Origin of the sequence: Nitrosospira sp. Nsp18 (genome assembly GCF_900103145.1) — a bacterium.
Classification (GTDB): Bacteria; Pseudomonadota; Gammaproteobacteria; order Burkholderiales; family Nitrosomonadaceae; genus Nitrosospira.
This window is the reverse complement of sequence record NZ_FMWY01000055.1, coordinates 1-2,043: the sequence shown is the minus strand read 5'-3', so window position 1 is coordinate 2,043 and position 2,043 is coordinate 1. Positions and strand designations below refer to the sequence as shown.

Annotated in this window: 1 protein-coding gene; it reads left to right on the top strand. The window is 52.6% G+C overall.

The window, feature by feature from the left end:
• Positions 1-262: 262 nt before the first annotated feature.
• On the top strand, positions 263-1,789 hold the full coding sequence (locus tag BLS94_RS14380; protein ID WP_090962629.1) for a MocR-like pyridoxine biosynthesis transcription factor PdxR: 1,527 nt from the start codon (positions 263-265) through the stop codon (positions 1,787-1,789).
• Positions 1,790-2,043 lie beyond the last annotated feature (254 nt).

Below are 2,043 nucleotides of genomic sequence, written 5' to 3'. Positions count from 1 at the left end.
CCCCCGAGACCGACCTGAACGAGAGCAAGAAGCAGGGCAAACTGGTCCTCAAACCCGAGAAAAAGGATGAGGACGACGAGGAGGAGGATGAGGAGTGAGTGGGGGCCGTACTGAGCTGTCGAAATAGACGCCGCCCACATCACTTAGGATAGGAGCTGGTATATCAGTACCAGCCGGTTTACGCTAGCTCTGCGAATATGTCAGAATCACATGTTTATCCGGAACCGGAACCCAGCGGGCAGGCGTCCCGCCAGGAAGGAATATGGCAATTCCCATTGAGCTTGACCACGGCAGCGGCCAATCGCTGCAGGGCCAGATATTCGAGCAATTACGCTACCTCATTCTCGGCGGGCGACTAAAGCCGGGAACGCTGATACCGGCCAGCCGGGTACTTGCCGAGCAGCTAGGCATTTCCCGTAATACCGTTCTGCTCGTATACGAACGTTTAATCGCCGAAGGCTATCTTCAAGCACGAAAAGCGATTGGAACCTACGTCAATCTTGAATTACCCGAAACCTGCCTGGCTGCAACACGCAGAACTGCTGCTTCCGTTCCTGTTCGTGGTGAAGCGTTAAAACTACCCGTAATTCCTTTTATCGGCCAGATGCCGGTCAAAAACATCGCCCAGCATCTGGATTTTGATTTTTGCCCAGACCGAATCGGGCTCGATTTATTTCCCGATAAGATATGGCGCCGTTTCATCAACAGGGTATTTACCTCTACCAGCACCCAGTTTACGGAATCTTGTGATTCAGGCGGTCTGCCGCAGCTGAGAGAAGTGATTGCAGAATACCTTGGAGGGGCGCGCGGAATCAGCGTTTCTTCTGATCAGGTAATTATTACTGCCGGCTCCCAGGAGGGACTCAATCTAGCGGCCCGGTTACTCGTAAAGGAGGGCACGCGGGTCGCTATGGAGAATCCCTGCTATCGAGGCGCGGCATCCCTGTTTGAAAGCTATTATGCGAAATTAGTACAGGTGCCGGTAGATAAAGCGGGACTGGATGTAGCGCAACTGCCCGAGGATGGCGTCGCACTTCTGTACGTTACCCCTTCTCATCAATTTCCCCTTGGCTTCACGCTATCGAACGACCGCCGTTTGAAGCTTCTGGATTGGGCTCGACGTTGCGGTGCATATATTATAGAAGATGATTACGACTCTGATTTCCGGTACCGTGGCTCGCCATTAACCGCGCTCATGGGGCTGGATGATCACGGTTGTGTAATGTATCTGGGGACATTCTCCAAATCAATGGGTGCTGGGCTGCGTTTGGGCTATCTTGTGGTACCTAAGGCACTGATCCCTGCTGCGCGGGCAGCCAAGGCATTACTCAATAATGGCCATGCGTGGCTAGATCAGGCAACAATGGCTGAATTTATTCGAAGCGGCGCCTATGGCAACCATTTGAGGCGCATGCGCAGTATTTACTCCAAGCGTCATGATTGCCTGATAGAGGCGTTACGCAGACATTTCGGCGCAGTCCAGCTTTCGGGGCTCGAGAGCGGTCTGCACCTCGCCTGGCATCTGCCTGACAATTATCCTGATGCGTCCGAGCTTCAGGCGCTTGCGCTGCGTCATGGGGTGGGTATCTATTCCATTGGTCCCGGTCTCGCTCATGATTTCGGAACGTGCAGCTTTAGCAAGCACACTCTTGTGCTTGGCTTTTCTTCCCTTAATGAGCATCAGATTCGAGCAGGAATAAGGCGTCTGGCTGATGCATTTGCAGATATACCAGCAAACTCCGCTTCTTCGGGAGCGGATAAACGCAGCTTATCGGGATCACCTCTTTAAGCTATCCAGTCTCTATCAACCGAACAATCCGTAAGAGTCATTTACTTGATTTGGAGCCACCTTGGCGCTACAAATCATTTTATTGTCAGACTGCCTTCTCACGCGTGAGAGATTTGAAGGAGTGAAAAAAGCCTGATATTTCTATTTTTATCCTGCATAAAAAAACACCGATCCACCTTTCCGTCTGGCGACGGCGGCGGACCGGTGTCATGCCTTGCGGGACGGGGCTATGCCTTGCGTCCCATGCGGCCTAG